Source organism: Prevotella sp. E13-27 (genome assembly GCF_023217965.1).
GTDB lineage: Bacteria > Bacteroidota > Bacteroidia > Bacteroidales > Bacteroidaceae > Prevotella.
On sequence record NZ_JALPSC010000001.1, the window covers coordinates 1,763,484 to 1,784,223 of the forward strand.

The following is a 20,740-nucleotide window of genomic DNA, read 5'->3' on the forward strand; positions in this document are numbered from 1 at the left end:
CTTTTTGGAAACAGAAATCAAACTAAACGAAACATTTGTGATAGCAATATTGTACGGAAAAGCGTAATTTTGCATCAGAAATGTTATTAGTAAAGTGATAGTAAAGAAACACTACGATTGGCGAATCGATATAAAGGTGATTTTTTTCATAGTAAACATGTAATTAGTTAGTAGTTGATTTTTTTGTAGCATATTAGTTATGGTAAAACTAATGATAACGGTCGCCCGTATGAGATATATCGGTGGCTGTTTTTTTTCTATTTTTACATTATGAAAACGATGAAACAAAAAGAAAAATGAGCTAATAACGAAAGAAAAGTCCTATAAATGCATTGTTTTAGTTTTTTTTCTTTATTTTTGCAACACGTTTTTGAGACAAATACATAACTGTTAATAGTCTTACCATAGCTAAAATGAAAAAACTATTTCTTTTTGTTTTCCTCTCTGTGTTTAGTCATGCTTTTGCACAGACAGGTCATTTCATATCTCCAGATCGTTTCTCAAGTAGTCTTGTATCTTCCATCTGCCAGGATAATCTCGGTTCCATTTGGGTGGGAACAGACTATGGACTGAACCGCTTCGACGGTTATAATTTCGGAGTCTATCTGCATGATGATGCTGACTCCACGTCGCTCTCTGTAAACACCATCACCGTTCTCTTCTCAGACTCGAGCGGTCGCCTGTGGGTGGGCACTAACCGTGGCCTTGACCGTTTTGATGAGGCTACCAGCAGTTTCAAGCACTATCGCTTCCCTGAAGGACTCGCACCTCGTGTGTCAAGCATCATACAGCGACGCGATGGCACCATCCTTGTAGGCACCGCAGGATATGGAGCCTTTTCTATTGGTAAAGATGATAAGCTGACAGCATGTTTCACAAATGCTGAGCAGCCCTATTTCATTCGTTTGTTTGAAGACTCTCACGGACGCTTATGGAAAGGCGGCTTCAACGATGTTATCTCTTATTTTGAGGGTGAGAAGGAACATAAGTTCAACTCCACCTGCGGCAATGTGGAGGCATTCATTGAGCAGGCAGGAGAGATACTCGTGCTTTGCCAGAACGGCATCATGTCTTATCGTGGTAATCAGATTGCGAAGGCAAACATTGACCTAAGTGCCATTGCCGACAAGGATGTTGTCTTTTCGCGTATAGCTGTCAATGATGAGGGCACTATATATATAGGTACGCGCGGAAGGGGTGTCTATACTATCTCTGCCGACCGCCGTCTTGTACATGCTGACATCAATACTTCGGGCGTAGATCCCAATACCTCGTCAGTCAACTCCATCTGTTTCGACCGTAATGGAAACCTGTGGCTTGGACTTCACCGTAAGGGTCTTGTCGTTGTGCCACTACACCCTGTACCATTCTCAGACTGGAGCTTCAGCTCGCAAGGTTATCTCCTTGGCTCAACCATCTCGTCTGTATGCGATGGCGATGACGGCATGACATGGTGCACCATTCGCGATATTGGCGTCTATGGGTTCAACAAGAGTGGTCGCATCGTAGCCCATCCAGCATCACCAGAGGGTGTGGAGTTTATCTTCCGTGACCGCCAACATCGCTTCTGGCTCGGCAGTAATGATGCTATATATGCCTACGACCCCAAGACAGGACGCTCACAGCATAAGTTCTCTTTCGAGTGTGATCACTTCAAAGATATGACAAGCGATGATCAGGGACGTATCTATATCTCCACCTTTGCGCGTGGCTTCTGTATATTCGATCCATCAACGGGTTCTGTGCGTAATCATCATTTCCTTGAGCGTGACTCTGTGCGTGGCTATCTCTGTAACAACTGGGTTATGGGTATGTCGGCCGACCGTCAGGGACTCATATGGATGGCAACAGCCTCAGGCGTGTCATGTTATGATCCGCGTGTTGATGGCTTCCGTACTCAGGGGTGGAACTCTATCCTTGACAGAATCAGCTGTTTCGACATCTGCGAACTGCATCGTGGCCGTCTTGCTGATGGCCGTTCTCTCGATGGCAGCATAGCCATTGCTACTGAGGAAGGATTGTATCTCTACGACCGGCAGAAGCATAGTGTTGAGCGTTTCCCAGGCAGTGAACAGCTTAACAACAAGATCGTTAGCTATGTAGTACAGTCAAACGACGGTGATATATGGTGCTCCACATCGCAAGGTATCTGGCAGTACGACCTTGACCGTCAGGTCTTTGTGGGCCATGTGAGGGGCAACGGACTGTCACAGATGGAGTTCCTATATGGCATAGGCATGCATACCGATGATGACCGCATCTTCTTCGGTCATAGCGACGGCCTTACCGTCTTCTCTCCTGCAAACGTCAGCGAATATCATCCAATGCTCGACTCGTTGCAGCTGTCGGCATTCTTCGTGGGCAACCAGAAAATTGACACGCGCACCGTGCTCAACGATGTTCAAATCACTGAGCGTCCAGTCAACGAGAGCGATCATTTCACGCTGAGCTATCTCGATAATACCGTGACAATGGCGTTTTCACAGTTCAATTTCGACAATCCGAGTAACGTGCGTTTCGAGATGCGTGTCGATGATGGCGAGTGGCTTCGCAATGTGGAGGGAAAGAACGATTTCACCCTCAGTCACCTGCATCCAGGCACCTATCGCATATCAGTGCGTGCGCAGGTGGGCAGTGGCTATACTCCAGAGAAGGTTATCTATATCACCATCCGCGGTCCTTGGTATAAGAGTACTGTAGCTTATGTCATCTATGCGTTGATTGTAGTGCTGCTCCTTGTTTATATCAACTTCAACTATCGTCGTCGCGCCACTGAGCAGATGAACGAGGAGAAGATGAAGTTCCTCATCAACGCTACCCACGACATACGCTCGCCGCTGACGCTTATCCTTGCAGCACTGAAGAAACTGAAGTCTGCACCCGACGATAATGCCCTCGATACCATTGAGCGCAACTCCCAACGCATACTCAATCTGGTGAACCAGATTCTCGACGTGCGTAAGATTGACAAGCAGCAGATGCATCTGCACTGCAAGCAGACGGAGTTCATAACCTTCGCGCGCGGTATATATAAGATGTTTGAATTCTCAGCTAAGGAGCGTAACATCACATTCCTGTTCACAACCGATGACGAACAGCTCGACGTGTGGATAGACCGCAGTCAGTTCGACAAGGTGGTCACCAACCTTCTCTCCAACGCCTTAAAATATACCTACGAAGGCGGCACCATCGAGCTGCGCATTAGCCATGATGAGAATCAGATGCAGCTGCAGGTCATCGATAGTGGGGTAGGACTCGACCCTGACAGCCTCAAGCATATCTTCGACCGCTTCTATCAGGGCAACAACTCGCGCCGCATGCACATCGATGGCACAGGCATCGGCCTGAACCTCTGTAAGATGATTGTCGATATGCACCACGGCGAGATACAGGCATCAAACCGTGCCGACGGTCAGAACGGTTCTGTCTTTACTGTTACCCTGCCTCTTGGCAATGCTCATCTCAGTGAGGAGGACATTGATCGCGAGGAAGTTGAGGAAATTGTTGCTGATACAACGGAGACGAAAGAAGAGGAAAAGCCATCTAAAGCCACCACAATGTCTTCGAAGCGTGGCTCCTCATCGAAGCGCCGTGTGCTCATTGTCGATGATGACCTCGAGATAGGCCATTATATCTCTACGGAACTGGGCCGTTACTACAAGTTCGGACTTTGTTCTAATGGTAGGGAGGGACTGAAAGAGCTTCTCACCAATGACTACGACATCGTTGTCAGCGACGTGATGATGCCTGAGATGGATGGCTTCTCTATGCTTCGCCTGATAAAGACAAACCTGAATATCTCTCATCTACCTGTCATAATGCTCACTTCGAAAGCCGATGTGGGCAACCGTCTCGAAGGTCTTGAGCGTGGTGCCGATGCTTTCCTTGCGAAGCCGTTTGACATGGAAGAACTGCACATGGTCATCGAGAACCTCATCCAGGGCCGTCAGCGCCTGAAGGGTAAGTACAGTGGCGCACAGCAGCAGGCCGACAAGGTGGAACAGCCTGAGGTGAAGGGTAACGACGAGCAGCTCATGGAGCGCATCATGAAAGTCATCAACAAGAACCTCTCCGATAGCGACTTCAACGTGGAGATCCTTACATCCGAGGTAGGCATAAGCCGAGCACAGCTGCACCGTAAGATGAAGGAGATGACAGGTCTCTCTACCAGTGAGTTCATACGAAACATCCGCTTGGAGCAGGCAGCACGTCTGCTGAAGGAGCAGAAGATCAATGTCACTCAGGTGGCATATACCGTGGGTTTCTCTAACCTTGCTCACTTCTCCACTATCTTCCGCAAGCACTTCGGCGTCTCGCCCTCAGAATACGTCGGCTAGCTTTGTCTTTTTAAACACCATCGTTGTAGTTTAATACTATATTGTGTACTGAATTGTCGATGAAACCGAACGTTTTTGTTAGATAAAGAGGGCGAAATAGTCAGAAATTATTAAATCTGCGTCACGGATTATTAAATCTGCGACGCAGATTATGTATTTTGTGACGCAGTTTATTAAATCTGTGACGCAGATTTAGTTTTTCCCGTAAGAAGAAGATGCTTTTTGTGACCTTTTTATGCCATTTCTCCGTTAGAATAACGATCATCTTTAGCCTCCAATACTCTTGCTAAGTCCCTGCGAAACGCCTTTGTGTCTCATTGTATTACTACTTTGTGATACAAATTGAAAAGAAATTGAGACATGTTGTTATAGTATATATAGGTGAATTGTACTATCTTTGCCACCAAATTATTATTTATTATAACCTAATTTTCTTTATTTACTAACAAAACTTAAAACTTATGCGAAAAGTTACAAAGTTATTCATCTTGCTATTCTGCTTGTTTGGCGTGATGAATGCGTCTGCAAAAACCGAAAAGGTTCATGCGACGTTTGAGAATCCCAGCAACACCAATACTACTTGGACTGCTGGTACAAAGACCTTCACATGGTCAACAACGTACTACAACCAGCTACGCAACATTGGTTTGCCTTCTGGTGATATTACGAAGTATAAGAAGCTAGTTGTTGATTGTAGTATGGTTACAGGAACACAGTTCCGTGTTCTTTTCTACAAGGGCGGCTCTAATCTTGTGCTCTATGCTCATGACGGTGTTAATGAGTTTATCATTGCCGATACGCTGAAGGCAATAGCTCCTAATGATTTCAATGAATACATGAAGGAATGCACAGAGATTTGTCTCTCTGGCGATAACGTAACAGCTCCAGGCGAAGCTGTTATCAATGATGTGTATCTTGAAACTTATGATGATGAGGGCGAGAAGGTCTATGCTACTTTTGAGAATCCCAGCAACACCAATACTACTTGGACTGCTGGCACAAAGACCTTCACATGGTCAACAACGTATTACAACCAGCTACGCAACATTGGTTTGCCTTCTGGTGATATTACGAAGTATAAGAAGCTAGTTGTTGATTGTAGTATGGTTACAGGAACACAGTTCCGCGTTCTTTTCTACAAGGGCGGCTCTAATCTTGTGCTCTATGCTCATGACGGTGTTAATGAGTTTATCATTGCCGATACGCTGAAGGCTATAGCTCCTAATGATTATAATGAATACATGAAGGAATGCACAGAGATTTGTCTCTCAGGCGATAACGTAACAGCTCCAGGTGAAGCTGTCATCAATAGTGTTTATCTAGAGACATATCCTGAGAATGAATCTGTAGAGATTCCTGATATTGTATATGAAGAAGACCCAGGTATGCCCGAGGGCGACTTTATTAACTTCACTGAGGCATTCCCAAGCCTCCAGCCGAGGATTGGTATTGGTGCTGACACACATCCAATCGTGTTGGGTAATGGCGAAGTTGTTGTTGGTCAAAGAACAAAGGATGTTATCGCAGACCTCTCTGCATATAGCAAGCTCACCCTTGTTACTTCTCCAAACTTGAAACTTGTGATCTACATGAACCATGAGGTTGACGCTCAGCAGAATGCTGGTGACTATGCAGCAGCTGATTCTGGTAAATATGTGTTCCTGAATGTTCAGGCTGATGAAAATGGTATTGCAGAAGTTGACTTGACAAAGTATGCTAAGCAAGATCTTAACTGTATCTGCCTGCCTTGGGATAATAACAACAAGGGTACTGTTTGGTATATCTTGCTGACTCAGAAGGCTCCTGCTTTCGAGCCTGCTTATGGCACAATCTGGGAGAATGGTGAGACCATAACTGATGGTGACTACACTCTGATCAGCCTGAACAAGGGCTATTTCCAGAACTTCGCAAAGGTTGCCGACACTCTGAAGGTTGACTTCGAGGTTGTTGCTGCCGCTCGCGCTGCTCGTAATATTAAGAAAGGTGAGATCTCATTCTGGGCTGATGGAAACGAGCTGTTCTCACTGGCTAACATCATGGCTGAGGTAAACAATGTTGAGATTGCTCTTACTGAGGAGATGATCACTAAGCTGGCTACTGCTGAGCAGGTAACTCTGAAGTACAAGAACATGGCTGTTGCTAAGGTTGCTCTCGTAGAGAAGGTTGTTCCTCCATTCGAGCCTACCGATGTAACTGCAAAGGTTAATAAGGCTGGTTGGAAGAGTGCTGTTGGCAACGTAGGTGACCTCGGCGATCAGAAGGAGCAGTATCTGACTAACACCACAACAAATGGTGAGATTCTCTATCAGACTGTTGAAGGACTTGACAATGGTACATATACCGTTGAGATTATTGCAAACGCTTCTTATACCTCTGGTCGTGGCTTCGCTTCTGCAGCCCTCGACGGTGAGATTGGCCGCGTAGTTGTTTATGCTGGCGATGTTGAGAAGACTATCCCTGTTGTTTATCAGACAGCACTTGGTACTAACAATGTTGTTACTTTGGAGAACGTTGTTGTTACCGACGGTACCCTGAAGATGGGTCTCCGCAAGGATATCGAAGGTTCTAACTGGCACACAATCCAGATTCAGAAGCTGATGCACGAGAGCCTCGAGGCTAATGCTGATGCCGCTGCTCAGGATGAGTACTGGAAGAACGTAGCTGCTACAGTTGCTGCTTATGAGGCATATGCAAATGTTGCAGGTTCTGAGAAGGCTGCCATCGCTGCTGCTGAGACAAAGGCTGCTGCACAGGCTGCTATCGCTCCATTCTATGCTGCTAAGGCTAGCTATGACGCACTTGTTGACATTATCAACAAGGGTAAGAGTCTTAACATGGACATGACTGAGGCTGAGGCTCTGCTCACAAATGCTGAGACAACAGCTGCTCAGGCTGCTGAAAAGGCTGCTGAGCTCGTTCATCCAGTGAACCTGGCTTACAACACTTCTAAGGCTACTGAGGGTGCAGACATGACATTCGTTATTGTTAACCCAAGCTTCGAGAATGGCACAACAGGTTGGACTTACGAGACAAGTAATGACCATGGCGCTAAGGAAGTTCGCAATGAGACTTATGCAATGACAAATGCTGATGGTAACTATCTGTTCAATATCTGGAGCAGTGGTAACCAGATTAGCCAGGTGATTGAAGACCTGCCTAATGGTACTTACAAACTGAAGGCTGTTGCTGCTACCGACGGTGGACATCAGATCCAGCTCAATGCAAATGACAAGAGCTATAAGATTGATGCTATTGACAAGGGTACTGGCGTTGAAGGCGAGGTAGAGTTCAAAGTGCTTGATAACAAGGCTACTATTGGTGCTGAAGGTGTTGACAAGTACTGGTATAAAGTCGATAACTTCCGCTTGACCTATGTGAAGGGCTTTGATCTCGCTGCTCTGGTTCAGGCTTATAATGAAGCACTCGCTGCTGCACAGGCTGTTGAAGGTAGAATGAACGTAAATGTTAAGGCCGCTCTTGATGCTGCTATTGCTGCTCAGGTTGATATGACAAATGCTGATAATCTGGCTGCTGTTACCGCTGCTCTGACAGAAGCTACTGCTGCTGCTAATGCATCTGTTGCTGCTTATGCTAAGGCTGGCGAGGTTCTGCCAAAGATGAAGGAGATTACTGAGAGCACCAACGTTTACACTGCTGAAGCTTATGAGAACTACTATGCTAAGTGGGCTGCTGCTTACAATGTTGATACTCTGACAACAGATGAGGCTAACGCTCTGCAGGATCCATTCATAGTAACTGGCTGGCATGCTGATATCACTGTTGACAACTTCCTGCTCTCTGCATGGGATACTGAGGCCGACAAATTCCAAGGATACTATATCAACTCTTGGAGCACTGAGGGTAGCAGCGATGGTACTGGTTTCGTAGTTCCATTCTTCGAGTACTGGACTGGTGACGCTAACTCACTCGGCGCGAAGACTCTTACTGCTACAATGAACGGTCTGACCGCAGGTGATGCCTATGAAGTAACAGCTCTCGTACGTGTACGTATGAAGGATGGTGCTGAGGCTCCTGCATTCGGTATCTCTCTCCAGGCTAACGAGGGTGACGCTGTTGACGTTTGCGCAGGTGATGCTGTTGAGAACTCACGGTTCTTCCTGAAGGAGTTCACAGCTGAGGGTGTTGTTGCTGAGGACGGCGTGCTGAAGATTAAGTTCAACATTGCTGCTGACAACAACGTAAGCTGGCTGTCATTCAAGAATGTTGTATTCGCGAAGAAGACCATCGAGGTTGCTCACACATGGAACTTCACCAAGTGGAGCGAGGCTACCGTTGCTAACCTGAAGGCTGAGGCTGCTAAGGGCATGACTGAGGGTCTCTGGTCTGATGCTGAGAAGGCTGATGGCACTGCTACAACAATGGAGATTTCTAAGGACAACTGCTTCTGGCAGGTTGGCACAAGTGCAGCTGATGGTGAAGAGCTGACCGCTAACGGTGAGGTTATCGCTGAGCTGAAGGGTCTGAAGTTTAAGAACAACAAGGCTCGTTCACTTGCTATCGCTGTGAACTATGGCGACTGCACATCTGCAAACGGTGATGGCTTCGGTCCTTACTATGGAGCATCTTACCTCTGGTTGGGTAGCAAGGGTGTTGAGTACTTCACTATCCCTGCTGTTAAAGCTGGTTCAATCATTAAGATGGGTGTTGAGTCACACAAGCTCACAGACGCTCGTGGTGTACAGCTGTTTGCTGGCGAGACTGAGCTGAAGGACGCTGAGGGCAATGCCGTAGCTGCTCCAAAGACCTATACCGAGCAGACATGGGTTGTTCCTGCAGGCGATGCTCAGAACATTGTTGTTAAGAACACCAATGGTTGCCACATCTACTTCATCGATGCTGAGCAGGATCCTACTGCTGTAGGCATCAGCGCAGTGAAGAACAATGACCGCATGAACAAGGGTGTTATTTACAACCTGAATGGTCAGAAGGTTAATAAGGCTCAGAAGGGTCTGTATATCATAGACGGCAAGAAAATGTTTGTAAAATAACACTTATAAGGCGTTTTTACGAAAACGAAACCTTATGAAACAAATGATAAAGCCCTTCCCAGTGAAGGGCTTTATCTTTGCACCGTAGAAAAGCTATAAACTTATTCTTATTATAATAACTTATTAACCAACTTTCATTAAAACTTTATTCACATGAAGAAAACTTACAAAATGTTTCTCGCTCTTGTAGTTTGTCTGCTGAGCGGTATTAGTGTGAACGCTGAGACTATCTCTCTGCAGGATATACCATTCTGCACATGGGACGGTTGGGGCGCTGACGCTAAGAGTACAGGCACTGCTGACTGTGCATGGGTCGTTGGTGAGTCTACTGGTCAGCCTTATGGTGACTCATCTGTTAAAAACTACTCTGACTTGTCAAATTACTCCAAACTGATCGTCGTTGCAACTGAAGGAACACCACGTTTCCTGTTCAACCGCGATGTAGATGAAGGAAAGTGGTCTACAACTGAGTCTGAATCTCATCTTATCGAGTATCCAGCTTGTATTGGCGCTTGGGCAGAAAAGTACTTTACCTCTGCTCCTGGTGAGAACGAGGGCGAGACAGTATATACTGTTGACCTGAAGGCTCTGGTTAAGGACAAGGGCTTTGCTCACCTGCACGCTATCAAAGGTGCTAACTGGGCAAACGTAACTGTTCTTAGCATGGAAGTAACACGTCAGGCTAAGGCACCTCAGGGTTGGACCTCTATTATTAATAATGGTGACTTTGAGAGTGATGACATCAGCTCATTCGTTCTGGCTAAAGAGGCAAAATCTGGTGATGGCGACGCTACTTATCCTATCGAGATCAATGATACAGTTGGTAGAAACGGCGGACGTGGTCTTGCTGTTACATCAATGGCAGATGCTTACGAGACATGGTCAACACAGCTGTTCGTAAAGCTTAACGAGGCTGTTACAGAAGGTCTGCAGTGGCGCTTCACTATGGATGTTAAGGCCGATCGTGCTGCAACTGTAACAAGTGGTAGCCACGCTGCACCACGCGCATGGATTGGTGGTGGCATTATCGATCAGTTCGAGGTTACCGATGATTGGCAGACCATAACAGGTGAGGGCACCATCTCTAAGGATCTTGCTGAAAAGGCCTTCGGTAGCATTGCTTTCGACCTGAACAACGACAAGGTATCTGCTAATACATTCTATTTTGATAACATCAACTTTGAGGTGTTCAAGCTCGGTACATCTGCTGAGTTCAGTAGTATTGCTGTCTTGCTCGACTTTGGTTTTGACACAAACATTCCTCAGCTCGTTAAGAATAGTGGCAAAAAGCGCCTCATCTATCCTAACGACTGCGCTACAGTTAAAGTAAATGGCGTTGCTGCTGAAATCTACTCTGTTGAGGCTCTTGAAGATGGACGTTTCTATATTTTCCTGACTGAGGAGCCTAATGAGGACGCAACAGTTGTTGTTTCTCTGAAGAACCCGAAGGATGCTGAACATCAGATTATCTATGCTTCTGGTGCCGTTAATGGGCAGGTTGTTGGTGATGTTGATGAACTTGTTGCTACATATAACTATGATATCGTTGGCGAGGATGGTATCCCATACGACTATGTTATTCCAACTCTGATGGCTGCTGATCCTGAGAATGGCGCATTCAACCTGCCTAACTCTATCAGCGAGTTCAAACTGAAGTTTGACAAGAATGTTGATTGTGAGAAGCTTACTGCTACTCTTAATGATGCCGCTCTTGCTGTTGAGCCTTCTACTGGTTTTGCTGAAGAAGTTAAGCTCGTGCGTTCTGGAGAGAATCTCGCTAATGGTCAATATACTCTCAAGATTGAGAAGATCTTTGCAGAGCAGTTCATTGATGACGCATACTGCGGTGACACCACTCTCGTTCTTAACATTGGTAAGACTGAGTCAGATCCTTCTGACGTAGCTCGCGAACTTATTCCTGCTGAGTACTTCGCTAATTGCGCTGCAAACTCTATCCCTGAAGGCTTCTTCGTGAAGTTCGGTTCTGAGGATCGTCCTGGCGGTTCTGGTGCAGGTAGCGGTTCACGTATGTTCGACTTCGGTACAGGTGGTGACTTCACAAAGGGTCTCTATTTCCGTGAGGGTTATGTAGAGTATGGTACTACTGTGAATAAGGATCCTGAAACTAGTGAAATTATTAACGAGTATGCTCTCGAACTCGGTGCTGGTAAGAAGTATGACATCAGCTTCAATAGCGCAATGTGGAAGGACAATGGTTCACAGCTCTGCTTCCGCGTATATTTCAAAGATGATTTCGATGCTGCTATCGCGGCTTCAGAGGAGCCTCAGGCTGTTCTTTCACAGGTTGTCGCTAATAAGCCTAATGTAAACGGTAGCACAGCTGCTGTTAATGGTTCTGCAAAGACTGTTATCAGATTCGTTCCTGCTACAACTGGTAAGTATGTTCTGAGATGGGTATCTACTGGTTCAGAGACTGGTGCTGCTGAATATAAGGAGGTTATCCTTGCTAATCCTTCTGTTAAGTACATTCCTAACAAGGCTGGTATTGAGTTGATTACCAAACTGGAGAATGCTCTTACTGATGCTAAGGCAGTTCTTAATGCTAATAGTGGTGACCGTTATGCAGGTGTTGACTTCGACAATCTGAGTGCAGCTATCATTAAGGTTGAGGCTGAGAAGGATGGTTACTACAACCCATCTTCATTTGACAAAGCTGCTGAAGAGCTGCTTGCTCTTGCCCAGGCTATGAAGGATCACCATGCACTCTGTGACGACTACGATGCTTCTATTAAGAAGACTATCGACGTTGAGCGCCAGAACAAGGCTACTAAGTTCAATGCTACCGAGCTCTATGCACAGGTTGTTGAGATGAATGCTAAGTACAACGGTATCTCTGAGTGGAGAAATGTTGCTGACACAATCTCTAATCCTGAAGCTGAACCAGAATGGAAGCTATTCTATGTATTCGATGAGCTGAAGACCGCTGACTCTCTGAATGTTGCTATTAAGGAACTGAAGGATCTGGGTAACTTGACTTCTCTCCTGTTCACTGAGGGCGTTTCTGCTCCTGAGAATGCTAACAATGGTAAGGCTACTGGTGTAGCAGTGCTCACTGACCGCATCCGTAGAGCTGTAACAGCTATGGAGAAGATGGGCATTGCTGAGAATGACGAAGTGATGATTGCAGCAAAGAATGCTCTTACCGATGACGACGATCTCGTTGAGGCTATCAAGAATAAGATTAAGCTGACAATGTACACCGATCTCGCAAAGGGTGACAGCAGCGTAATGTTTGCTGAGGATACTGTAACATTTGCTGAAAAGGTTTATGACCTGACAGTGTTCGCAAAGAATCCTAACATCTACAAACTCCAGCCTAACATGAATGTTGATGAGAATAATATTCCTGGATGGACATACCCAGAGGGTTACAACAGACCTGGCCTCACCGTTGGTTGGGGACAGCCAAAGCACGTAGAAGGTGTTGCTGAGGACTGCATGTTCCAGGCATACATGAACTCATATCGTGTTGAGCAGACTATCACCGACCTGCCTGCAGGTGTTTACACAATCTACTTCGGTTTCTCTGAGCGCAGTGCACAGGGCGATGATCTTGCTGAGAAGGGTAGCTATGCTTATGTAATGAACTCTGAAGATGTTACTGAAGGCACTGAGAAAACAGCTGACATTGAGTACATTGGTCAGGCATTCCCATTCGCTGAGGGTTCAGGCTCTGCAATGATTGAGGGCGTTGAGGTTCTTGACGGTGTTCTGACAATCGGTGCAAATGCTGGTGCTGGTTCTAACACGTTCTTCAACGATGTACACATTGTCTTGACAGCAGCCGCTGCTGCAAACTATGAAGAAGAGCTTACGAATCTTATTGAGACAGGTATTGAGAACGTTAACAAGACTGCTAAGGTTAACGCTATCCAGATGTTCGACATCAACGGTCGCCGCATTTCTGAAGCTCCTCGTGGTGTTGTTATCGTGAAGAAGTACATGAGCGATGGCACTGTACGTGTACAGAAGATGGTGAAGAAATAATCTACCCATTAACAATACACAACTTGAATTAAGTTAACAGGGCGGACAGATATGCTCACGGCATGTTTGTCCGCCTTTCTCATTAAGAAATATGAAGAAAGTATTTGTTTCTATAGCGGCAACGCTGCTGATGTCGTTATCAGCATACGCTGACAACATTATTAAGAACCCGATGCTGTGGGCAGATGTGCCAGACCCGGATGTTATCCGTGTTGACGATACGTTCTACCTCGTGTCAACAACGATGCACCTCATGCCAGGCGCACCGATAATGAAGTCGAAAGACCTGAAGAACTGGGAGACGGTGGGCTATATCTTCGACAAGCTCACAGATTCACCGAAATATGACCTCGCCTTCACCTTGCCACTCGACAAGCAGAGTGGAGATGGTGTGGGCACCGTCTATGGACGCGGACAGTGGGCCACGTCGCTGAAATATCATAAGGGAAAGTTCTATGCTCTGCTGGCACCTAATGAGGCTGGTCCCATGGGACAGACCTATATCTTCACTGCCGAGAAAGCTGAGGGACCATGGACGCTCCACTCACGTCTGCGCCATTTCCACGATGCTACGCTGTTCTTCGATGATGATGACACACCATATGTGTTCTTCGGAACGGGTGAGATGTGTCAGCTGACGAAGGACCTGAAAGGTGTAGTGGAAGGTAGCTTGAGACATTATTTCCAGCGTGAGGAAGATGAGCGCGGTCTCCTCGAGGGTACACGTGTCATCAAACACCGTGGCCGTTACTATGCCTTGCTCATAAGCCATACCTACGCGCCTGGCCGTCATCGCCGTGAGGTGTGCTACCGCACGACAGACCTTAAAGGAAAATGGGAGAAGAACGTGATTCTCGAGAGTGACTTCGGCGGCTTCTCATATCTGGCACAGGGCACCATCGTTGATACCGAGGATGGCGACTGGTATGGAATAATGTTCCAGGACCGCGGTGGAGTAGGTCGAGTGCTGACACTCTCACCTGTCCGCTGGATTGACGGATGGCCACAGCTCGGCGACGAGAACGGTAAGGTGCCCGAAACCATGCGTCCGCTTAAGAGTGGGGAACCCACCACCTCCATTGTCTGTGCCGACGATTTCGCCCCTATTGCGGTAGCAAATTCTTGCGTCCCTTCGGTAGCAAGCGACCAGAGGTCGAGCGCTCCACTCTCCACTCTCCACTCTCAACTAAAGAAGTGTTGGCAGTGGAACCACAACCCTGTGGATAACGCATGGAGCCTCACGGAGCGTCCTGGATTCCTGCGATTGAAGACTGCGCGCGTAGTACCAAACCTCTATCTCGCTCCAAACACACTGACACAGCGTATGGAAGGACCTCAGTGTGACGGAAGCATCGTGTTCGACTGCTCAAAGATGAAGGATGGCGACTGCGCTGGTTTCTGCGCCTTCAACGGTGACAGCGGCGTGCTGACACTGAAGAAAAAGGGAAAGAAGATGTTCCTTGAGATGAGTGAGCAGAGCGTGAGCCTGACTGACCGCGAGAAGGCGGTGACAGCAGTAGCAGAAAATGTGATAGAGACTGTCGATCTTACGTCACAGCTTAAGAAAGGTGGAAAAATGTGGCTGCGCATTACAGGCGACTTCCGTCCTGGCAAGAATGACGCTGCAAACTTCTTCTACAGCCTTGATGGTGAGAAGTGGGAACAGATAGGTTCGAAGAACTACCGCATGCGTTTTGACTATCGCCGCTTCTTCATGGGCTCGAAGTTCGCTATCTTCAACTATGCAACAAAGAAGATTGGCGGATATATCGATGTGGATAAGTTCGACTACTCAGTGGAACCTAAATGATTCTTGACTCTTAGACACTGATTGGACTGGCTTAACCAGTCCAATCAGTGTCTAAAAATAGTTTAGTTCTCGCCTGAGAACTGCTTGATTCTTTGTTCTTCAGACAGCTTACAGATGAGTAGCGTATCGTCTTTCTCTGCTACGATGTAGCCGTCAAGTCCCTGAACAACAACTTTCTTCTCCTGTGAGGCATGGACAATGCAGTCATGGCACTCGAAGAGCTGAACATCCTGTCCAATGGCAGCGTTGCCGTAGAGGTCGCGCTTTGACTGGGTGAGCAGTGAGCCCCATGTGCCAAGGTCGCTCCAACCGAAGTCGGCAGGACAAACGAAGATCTCTTCGGCCTTCTCCATGATGGCGTAGTCAACAGAGATGTTCTCGCAAGTGGGGAACTTCTCGTTGATGACAGCCTGCTCTTCGGCTGTGCCATAAACAGGAAGCATAGACTCAAAGATCTTTGCCAGCTTAGGCTGATACATGCGGAAAGCGTTGACGATGGTGTTAACGTTCCAGATAAAGATGCCTGCATTCCAGTAATAGTTGTTTTTGCTGATATATTCCTGAGCAGTCTTCAAATCGGGCTTCTCACGGAATGAGTCAACACGGAAGATACCCTTGTTGCGAAGAGATGCTGCGGTGAGGTTGGCTTGTATGTAACCGTAGCCAGTCTCAGGACGTGATGGCTTCATGCCGAGGGTCACAATGGCATCGGTGTCGCTGGTGAACTTCATGCAGTCGCCGATGATGCGCTGGAACTCTTGCACGTTCATTACTATGTGGTCGCTTGGTGTCACCACGATGTTAGCCTTCGGGTCGCGCTTCTTTATTCGCCAAGAAACGTAAGCGATACATGGGGCGGTGTTGCGGCGGCATGGCTCACAGAGAATGTTCGTGCGAGGCATGTCGGGCAGCTGCTCTGCCACAATGTCGGCATATTTCTCGTTGGTCACCACCCAGATGTTCTCGGGAGAGACAAGTGTGCCGAAGCGCTCAACGGTGAGCTGAAGAAGGGTCTTGCCAACACCAAGTACGTCAATAAACTGTTTGGGCTTTTCAGCCGTGCTCATAGGCCAGAAACGGCTTCCTACGCCGCCTGCCATGATTACCAGATGATTGTTTATTCGTGCCATAAGAACAATATTTTAAGTTATTTCTTTATATCTCCCAACCTACAGCGGAAGCACCGAGGACTGCTGCTGAGGCACCGTCGAGACCGCTGACGAGGAACTGCGCCTTGCCACGGAAGATAGGCATCACATGTTGCTCGTATGATTCGCGTATGGGTTTCATGATAAGTTCTCCTGCTTTCACCATGCCTCCGAAGAAAATGAATGCCTCAGGAGATGAGAAAGCTGCGAAGTCTGCACAAGCCTCACCAAGCATCTTGCCAGTGAACTCGTATATCTCGTTGGCAAGTTCGTCGCCTTTGCCTGCTGCAATAGACACCTCGAGAGAAGTGATGTCTTCGGGCTTTATGTCGCGAAGTAGCGACGGACGTGTGGTCTTGGCAAGAAGCTCGCGGGCAGTGCGTGCAACACCAGTAGCTGAACAGTATGCCTCAAGACAGCCTTTGCGACCGCAGCCACAGAGACGACCTTCCTCGCCGCGTACCATGGTGACATGGCCCAGCTCACCAGCAAAACCATCGCTGCCATAGAGTAGCTGACCATTGACAACTATGCCTGAGCCTACGCCTGTGCCGAGGGTGATGACAATGAAGTTCTTCATGCCACGAGCAACGCCATAGACCATCTCGCCGAGAGCAGCTGCATTGGCATCGTTGGTCATTGCCACGGGGATACCACCAAGACGGTCGCTGAACATCTGAGCCAGGGGAACAATGCCGTTGTGAGCCCAAGGGAGGTTGGGCGCAAACTCGATAGTGCCTTTATAATAGTTCGCATTAGGAGCACCGATGCCCATTGCCTTGATTGTCTCAATGCCGCCAACTTGCTCAATGATTGGCTGTAGAGCGTTGATGCAAGCGTCAACATATGTTTCCGCGCTGTCAAAGCCGCCAGTCTTTATGGCTGTGGTGGCTTTTATCTCGCCACGCGAATCAACAATGCCGAAAACAGAGTTCGTACCGCCAAGATCTAAGCCAATAACATATGGCTTCATGGTTGCTTGTGTATTCATAATAAGGTCGTTTTATTTTAATTATTGATTATTGTGAGTTCCAAAAATTGATTGTGTCTGCAAAGATAACAGAAAAATCTCTATTATTTTTCATTTTTTGCTATAAAAAATGTTTCTATAACAGTATTATCTTGTATTTTTTTGTATCTTTGCGACAGAACAACTTATTAACTTTAAAACTACATGCTTATGAACAAGGAGGATAAATTTGTGATTACGATAAGCAGACAGTTCGGTACAGGTGGTCATGAGATTGGTGTTGAACTGGCACGACGGCTTGGGGTTAAGTTGCTTGACAAGCAGATATTAAACGAGATGGCAAGCCGCTACTGCGTGGTTGAGGATGCTATGGAGCATATTGAGGCTCGCAATCCTCACTGGCGAGACGACTTCACGTCGTTCTACAGACAGTATATGGCAGGCGCCGAGTATAGCGGACAGGAGCAGGATCAGACATCGCACAAACTGTTTGATGCCCAGGCTGAGGTGATAAAGAAAATTGCGCGTGAGGAGTCATGTGTCATAATAGGACGCTGTGGCTTCCATATCTTCCGTAACCACCCAAATTGCCTGAAGATTTTCCTGCATGCTGACATGGACTGTCGCAAGAAGCGCATAGGCAGAAAGTATGACCTGCCTGAGAGCGACGCTGCGGCAATGATAGTGGATAACGACTATTCGCGTGAGCTATACACAAAGACTTATACAGGAAGTGAATGGCAGGATGCACGTAACTACGACCTGTCGCTGAATGTGAAGAAGTTTGGAGTGAACGGCGCGGTGGACTATATCATGAGTTGTATAGAATGAACAACTTATATAAAGCATAAAAAGAAACTGATTTACTAAAATGACAAAAAAAATCGTAATGGCGATAATGGCACTGGCGTGTGCCTCCTTCGCATGGGCTCAGCAGAGATCTGTTGAGTGTCTTAACTTCGGCTGGCGTTTCCATGAGGGCGATGTGCAGAATGCACAACAGAAAGACTTCAATGATGCAGGCTGGAGAGTGGTTAATGTGCCTCATGATTTCCAGATTGAGCAGCCGTGGGTGGCACCTGCTGCTGACGAGAAGGCAGACAATAGCGATGCGGCTGCCAACATAAAGAGCCGACTGTCAAGCCGTGGCTTCAAAGAGATGGGCAAAGGATGGTATAGACTGCACATCACTCCTGCCGACTCACTCCGTGGTCGCAGGCTGCTGCTGCAGTTCGATGGCATAATGTACACGGGCGATGTATATCTTAACGGTGAGCTCATAGGTGGTACAAACTATGGATATGTTGACTTCGAGATTGATGTAACAGGCAAGCTGAAGCTTGGAAAAGAGAACGTTATTGCCGTTATGGCAGACACACGCGACGCAAAGGCATCACGTTGGTACACAGGTGGCGGACTGTTCCGTAGTGTGCGTCTTGTGTCAACACCAAGTGATACATATTTCGAGCGCCATCCTCTTTATATTACTACGCGCGATAATAAATATGTGAACATTACTGCCGAGATAACGTTCCGTGGTCGTGACAGCAAGGCTGTGGCCGAGGTGCAGATTGTTGATCCACAAGGAAAAACCGTCTATGAAGGAAACACTGACGTTCAGCGTGGACGCATGGCACGCACCTTTGAACTGCCGCTGAAAGAGATAACGATAGAGAATGCCCAGCTGTGGGACACCGATCATCCTAATCTTTATACAGCCGTGGTGAAGTTACGTCGTCCTAATGGCAGTCTGGCTGACGTGGCATGTTCGAAGTTCGGCATACGCACGGTGGAGATAGTTCCAGGCAAGGGACTGCTCCTTAATGGAAAGAAGGTGCTGTTACAAGGCTATGCCAACCACCACACTCTTGGTGCACTTGGCGCTGCTGCCTATCCACGAGCTATAGAGAAGCGCATACAGCTGATGAAGGAATATGGAATGAACCATATCCGTACCAGTCATAATCCTTATAGCCGCGAGTTCATTGAACTTTGTGACAAATATGGAATGCTTGTCGTTGACGAGCTCTACGACAAGTGGACACGTCAGCATACTGGCGGACGTGTGGACTTCACTGAACTGTGGCAGAAAAATATTCCTGAGTGGGTTAAGCGCGATCGTAACTCTCCGTCGGTTATAGCATGGAGCCTTGGCAACGAGTTGCAGCAGGATCCCAACCAGCCGTTCAATGATTTCGGAGTAACGATGTATAGGCTCATGCGTCCGTTGGTAGCCCGCTATGACTCCACGCGAAAGGTGACGGTGGCCATGCACCCTCGTTATCGTAACTGGGAGACTGACTCACTGCCGTGTAACCTCGCCATGGAGACCGATTTCCAGTCATATAACTACCGTTACATGTATTTCCCCGGTGACGGCAAACGCTTCCCTTGGATGACATTCTATCAGAGTGAGGCTGCCGTGGCTGCCATGGGACAGAACTTCTTCGAGATGGAGCTTGACAAGGTGATGGGACTGGCTTACTGGGGCGCTATAGACTATCTTGGTGAGAGTCAAGGATGGCCGGCAAAGGGATGGAACCAAGGTGTCTTCACCATTGACCTTGAGACAAAGCCAAAGGCATTCTACATGAAGAGTTTCTTTAAGCCTGACGAGCCAATGGTTCACATAGGTATAATTGACAAGAAAGGCGACCAGATGTGGAATGGCGTGCAGACTGGTAACGACGGCATGAGCGACCACTGGCAGCGTGTTGAGGGACAGAAACTGTCAATCGTTACCTATACAAATGCCGAGGAGGTGGAACTTCTCCTCAATGGAAAGAGCCTCGGTAAGCAGAAGAACGATGTGAAGAATGCTAAGATGCGCAACCAGATACGTTGGAACAATGTTGAGTATAAGCCAGGTCGTCTTGTCGCTATAGCCCGTAATGGTGGTAAGGAGGTGGCGCGTCACCAGATAGAGACAACAGGCGAGGCTGTGAGTCTCACAGCTGAGGCTGATAAGCCGATGGCAACAAAGAAGAATAAGAATGTGGCCAAGTGGAACGCTGACGGCATGGACCTGCAGCATGTGCGCATAGTGGCTGTCGATAAGAAGGGACGCCGTGTGCCAATGGCACAGCAGGAGGTGACGTTCAGTGTTGACGGACCTGCAGAGATTGTTGGTGTCATCAATGGTGACATAAACTCCAACGAGATGACCGTTGGCAACAAACGTTCATTGTATAATGGCGTGTGTACCGTCATCTTGCGCTCTAAGCAAGAGCCAGGCAAGGTGACACTCAAAGCCAGCGCCGACAAACTGAAACCGGTTTCAGTCAAATTGATGACAGAATAATTGAGAATGGAGAGAAGGGCGTATTAAGACACAAGAGTTCTTTTTAAAACAACGGATTACACGGATTTTACGGATTCTCCAAGTTACTGATTATCAGTTTGGCTTAAATCCGTGAAATCCGTGTAATCCGTTGTGTTTAATTATTATACATCCTCTT

At 47.3% G+C, this 20,740-nt stretch carries 8 protein-coding genes; 6 read left to right on the forward strand and 2 right to left on the reverse strand.

Annotation, left to right across the window (positions count from 1 at the left end):
• The first annotated feature begins 413 nt into the window (after positions 1–413).
• The 4 genes from M1L52_RS07015 to M1L52_RS07030 all read left to right on the forward strand — a co-directional run bounded on the left by M1L52_RS07015 (position 414) and on the right by M1L52_RS07030 (position 15,164).
• The gene (locus M1L52_RS07015) at positions 414–4,337 is read left to right on the forward strand and encodes a two-component regulator propeller domain-containing protein (protein ID WP_248614218.1); all 3,924 of its coding nucleotides are present in this window, start codon (positions 414–416) and stop codon (positions 4,335–4,337) included.
• A 461-nt stretch (positions 4,338–4,798) separates the two neighbouring features.
• Positions 4,799–9,346 (forward strand): hypothetical protein, encoded by a 4,548-nt coding sequence (locus M1L52_RS07020; protein WP_248614219.1) that lies wholly within the window; start codon positions 4,799–4,801, stop codon positions 9,344–9,346.
• 153 nt (positions 9,347–9,499) lie between these two features.
• Complete coding sequence (locus M1L52_RS07025) at positions 9,500–13,354, forward strand: carbohydrate binding domain-containing protein (protein ID WP_248614220.1); 3,855 nt, start codon at positions 9,500–9,502, stop codon at positions 13,352–13,354.
• Positions 13,355–13,445: 91 nt separating this feature from the next.
• Complete coding sequence (locus M1L52_RS07030) at positions 13,446–15,164, forward strand: glycoside hydrolase 43 family protein (protein ID WP_248614221.1); 1,719 nt, start codon at positions 13,446–13,448, stop codon at positions 15,162–15,164.
• 62 nt (positions 15,165–15,226) lie between these two features.
• On the opposite strand, the gene M1L52_RS07035 is transcribed toward M1L52_RS07030, so the two are convergent.
• Both M1L52_RS07035 and M1L52_RS07040 read right to left on the reverse strand, forming a co-directional pair.
• Positions 15,227–16,294, reverse strand: a complete 1,068-nt coding sequence (locus M1L52_RS07035) for a mannose-1-phosphate guanylyltransferase (RefSeq protein WP_248614222.1) — start codon at positions 16,292–16,294, stop codon at positions 15,227–15,229.
• 25 nt (positions 16,295–16,319) lie between these two features.
• A complete protein-coding gene (locus M1L52_RS07040) occupies positions 16,320–17,303 on the reverse strand; it encodes an ROK family protein (RefSeq protein ID WP_248614223.1) in 984 nt (327 codons plus the stop codon).
• Between the two features lie 189 nt (positions 17,304–17,492).
• Between M1L52_RS07040 and M1L52_RS07045 the strand changes: the two genes are divergently transcribed.
• Both M1L52_RS07045 and M1L52_RS07050 read left to right on the forward strand, forming a co-directional pair.
• A complete protein-coding gene (locus tag M1L52_RS07045) occupies positions 17,493–18,113 on the forward strand; it encodes an AAA family ATPase (protein WP_248614224.1) in 621 nt (206 codons plus the stop codon).
• A gap of 40 nt (positions 18,114–18,153) precedes the next feature.
• Complete coding sequence (locus tag M1L52_RS07050; RefSeq protein WP_248614225.1) at positions 18,154–20,583, forward strand: glycoside hydrolase family 2 TIM barrel-domain containing protein; 2,430 nt, start codon at positions 18,154–18,156, stop codon at positions 20,581–20,583.
• Positions 20,584–20,740: the final 157 nt, after the last annotated feature.

Bases quoted from the DNA above. Each gene is read 5' to 3' on its own strand.
- M1L52_RS07045 (WP_248614224.1), top strand. From the start codon at position 17,493: ATGAACAAGGAGGATAAATTTGTGATTACGATAAGCAGACAGTTCGGT.
- M1L52_RS07050 (WP_248614225.1), top strand. From the start codon at position 18,154: ATGACAAAAAAAATCGTAATGGCGATAATGGCACTGGCGTGTGCCTCC.
- M1L52_RS07020 (WP_248614219.1), top strand. From the start codon at position 4,799: ATGCGAAAAGTTACAAAGTTATTCATCTTGCTATTCTGCTTGTTTGGC.
- M1L52_RS07025 (WP_248614220.1), top strand. From the start codon at position 9,500: ATGAAGAAAACTTACAAAATGTTTCTCGCTCTTGTAGTTTGTCTGCTG.
- M1L52_RS07015 (WP_248614218.1), top strand. From the start codon at position 414: ATGAAAAAACTATTTCTTTTTGTTTTCCTCTCTGTGTTTAGTCATGCT.
- M1L52_RS07040 (WP_248614223.1), bottom strand. From the start codon at position 17,303: ATGAATACACAAGCAACCATGAAGCCATATGTTATTGGCTTAGATCTT.
- M1L52_RS07035 (WP_248614222.1), bottom strand. From the start codon at position 16,294: ATGGCACGAATAAACAATCATCTGGTAATCATGGCAGGCGGCGTAGGA.
- M1L52_RS07030 (WP_248614221.1), top strand. From the start codon at position 13,446: ATGAAGAAAGTATTTGTTTCTATAGCGGCAACGCTGCTGATGTCGTTA.